This is a genomic window from Bartonella sp. CL434QHHD (assembly GCF_042195145.1).
Classification (GTDB): Bacteria; Pseudomonadota; Alphaproteobacteria; order Rhizobiales; family Rhizobiaceae; genus Bartonella.
Genome location: NZ_JBHINT010000020.1, coordinates 1 through 3,319 on the forward strand (window position 1 = coordinate 1; position 3,319 = coordinate 3,319).

Consider the following 3,319-nt stretch of genomic DNA (forward strand, 5'->3'; position numbering starts at 1 on the left):
CCGTAGCATCATAAGAAACATGCGCATGATCATAAATATGAGCATCAGCAAGAATGCGGGCACTACCATTCACATGAGCATTACCATAAATATTGCCATAAACATGAGCATTGCCATAGACAAAAGCATGGTCATAAACTTTAGCATATTGAGAGATAAAAGCTTTTCCATAGACTTCAGCATTGCCATAAACTTGACCACAGACTTGCGAATAATGCCGTATTTTTGCATCATCATACACTCTTGCATGACCGTAGACACAAGCCTCATCATAGACCCAGCAATTGCCATCATGGGATAGATTAGCTTCCTTTTCAATAAAGCCCCCTAAATCCCCAGCCTTAACATCATCGAAATTTTTTAAAGCACGAATGCGGTAAAGATTTATAATATTTCGAGTAAGTGCATGTTTGATTTTTTTAATTTCACTGGTTAATTCGTATTTTTTGCACATAGGAGTACCCTCACAATCTAATGTGATAAACGTTTTCTAAAATTTGAAATGGAAAATTGGATTGGAAAGCAGGCGCCCCCACAACGCCCATGCTTTATTTAAGCAGCTTCATTTATGGTTTTGTTATTATTACCAATATCATCATAAATTTTTTGATTGCCATCAACTATAGCATTGCCAAAGATTTTTACTAAGTAACAAACATATACATTGTCAGAAACGACGGCATTATCGTAAACATGAGCAGCCCAATCAATACGAGCAGAGCCTAATATTTTTGCATTGCCATAAACAAAGCCCCTTACATAAGCATTATCAGCAATTTTCGCATTGTCAGAGATTTTTGCATCAAAAATGATATTAGCTTTATTACAAACAAAGGCATTGTCATAAACTTGACCACGAACGATAGCATTGTCAGAGATTTTTGCATTGCCATAAACATGAGCATTTGCACCGAAAATCCATGCATCATCATTAACAACGGCATTGCCATAAACTTTAGCATTTCTATTAATACAAGCATTATCATGTATTTTTGCATTGTCAGAAACGACAGCTTCCCAAAAAACGGTAGCATTATCATAGACCCAGCAATTGCCATCATGAGAGAGATTGCTTTCATTTTCGATAAAACCACCTAAATCACCAGTCTTTACATCAGCAAAATCTCTAATGGCTTTAATGCGGTGTAAAGTATGACCAGCCACACAACGCGTTTCATTCGTAAATTCGTATTTTTTTGTTATAGGTAAAGAGACACAAGCGTCATCAGAAATTTGAGATGCAAGATTAATCGTTTCATTGTCTTCAATACGTGTATACCAATTAATAAAAGCCTTCCCATAGACTTTTGCATTGTCTCTTATAACAGCCTTATCACATACAGCGGCGTTATTAAAAACATGAGCATGTTTGTAAACAAAAGCATATCCAAAAACTAAGGCATTATCATGTATTTTTGCATTGTCATAAACACTAGCAAAATCAAATACCTTTGCATTATCACAAACCGTTGCATTATCGAAAACACGAGCATAATTAAAAACAGTAGCATTATCAGAAACAAGAGCATTATTATAAACACAAGCCTCATTAGCTATCCAGCAATTACCATCATGTGATAAGTTACTTTCCTTTTCAATAAAGCCGCCGAGGTCGCCCGCCTTTACATCAGCAAAATCTCTAATGGCTTTAATACGGTGTAAAGTATGACCAGCCACGCAACGTGTTTCATTAGTAAATTCGTATTTTTTAGACACAGTTATAGCGTTCATAGGTAACTCCCTAAGTTCATATTTGATAAATTTAAAAATGAAATGTTTAAAAGAGGGGCGCCCCCGCCGCGCCCGCGCATTATTTACGCAGCGTCTTTTATAGACTGGTCATTATAGACAATTTCTTTACTACAGACTTCAATATTATTGCGAACCCAAGTGTCACCTTTAATGACCGCATTGCGAAAAATCTTTACATTTGCAAAAATACAAGCATATCCGGAAATTTTCGCATTATCATAAATTTTTGTATCATTAAAAACACAAGCGTAATAATGAACATGAGCATTACCAAAAATATGAGCATCCGGATAAATACGTGCAAAGCCATACACATGAGCATTGCCATAAATATTGCCAGCCACAACCGCCTTGCCATAAACCCTTGCATTTTCATAAATACAAGCAATATTATTCACATGGGCATACCCACTTACAACGGCATTATCGTAAACCCTTGCATTGCTATAAACCTTGGCTTTACCGCCGACCCAGCAATTGCCATCATGTGATAAATTACTTTCACCTTGTATAAAACCGCCTAACTCACCTTTTTTGACGTTTCCAAAATCTCTTAAAGCGCGAATTCTATGAAGAGTTTTAAAGCCAACCTCTATTGTTTCACCTGTAAATTCGTATTTTTTTACAGGCTCTTGTTTATTAACAGATGCGGTTTCATTTGAAATGTTAGAGGAAATTGTATTTTGGGAATTTTTCATTTTAAATTCTTTCTAATCAAAATTGTTTTTCAATTGACACCCTAATGGGCGCCGGGTGTTGAAAAACACGGTGATTAGTCCGTCGTCACACTTTTCTCATAAAGAGTATTGTATGGTGTGACCACACCCGACATAATCGTTATATGCCATTTAAAGCATAAAAGACAGTCAGTTTTTAAAAACTTTGGAAAGACTGTTTCGTAGCCTTATCCGCTAATCAAAAGTGTTTTTCATCACTTGATTATTTATATAACAAAATACGTATTTATTGTCAATTAATATTTTATCTTTTTTGATATTTTTTCTTATTTTTTTAAATACTTTATGTATTGATAATGTCTTATGCTTATTAATTGCTTCTTTTATATTTATGTGCTTTTAAAGCTATATTATAGGTTTTATTAAACGATTGCGTTATTTTCTGAATCTATACATTTATAATATTTAGAAACGCTCTCATAATGCGTATTTTAAACTTTATAACCTGTCAATTTTGTTGCTAAATAAATTTTAAGATTTCTGTTAATTTCTTTTAATAACACATTTTAGACTTAACAGCCTTTATAGGGACTGTCTTTATAAACAAATGCTTCCATTTGCATTTTTGCTTTCTCTATAGTTGTTATGTTCTTTATAGCCATGGCATCATTTTTCATGTTCATAAGAGAAATGATAAATAGGATATATGATAATTGTGATTTATAGACCGTTATGAAAACATCTAAAGAGAGAATGATAATTATAGAGATGAGCAAAATCCCTTTTAATAGACTGTGTCAGTGTTGTCAGTTCCTTTTACGCCCCTTTATATATTTTTTTCAATCAAAAAATAAAAGTTATTATATTTCAATATGTTAATGCTTTAAATA

At 33.6% G+C, this 3,319-nt stretch carries 2 protein-coding genes and 1 pseudogene; all 3 read right to left on the reverse strand.

The features are described from left to right. A pseudogene (locus ACFILN_RS03745) lies at positions 1-454 on the reverse strand (hypothetical protein); the annotation flags it as partial. A gap of 98 nt (positions 455-552) precedes the next feature. Further along, a complete protein-coding gene (locus ACFILN_RS03750) occupies positions 553-1,731 on the reverse strand; it encodes a hypothetical protein (protein ID WP_375670894.1) in 1,179 nt (392 codons plus the stop codon). A gap of 83 nt (positions 1,732-1,814) precedes the next feature. Further along, entirely contained in the window at positions 1,815-2,450 is a 636-nt protein-coding gene (locus tag ACFILN_RS03755) for a hypothetical protein (protein WP_375618861.1), read from the reverse strand. Positions 2,451-3,319 lie beyond the last annotated feature (869 nt).

Bases quoted from the DNA above. Each gene is read 5' to 3' on its own strand.
- ACFILN_RS03750 (WP_375670894.1), bottom strand. From the start codon at position 1,731: ATGAACGCTATAACTGTGTCTAAAAAATACGAATTTACTAATGAAACA.
- ACFILN_RS03755 (WP_375618861.1), bottom strand. From the start codon at position 2,450: ATGAAAAATTCCCAAAATACAATTTCCTCTAACATTTCAAATGAAACC.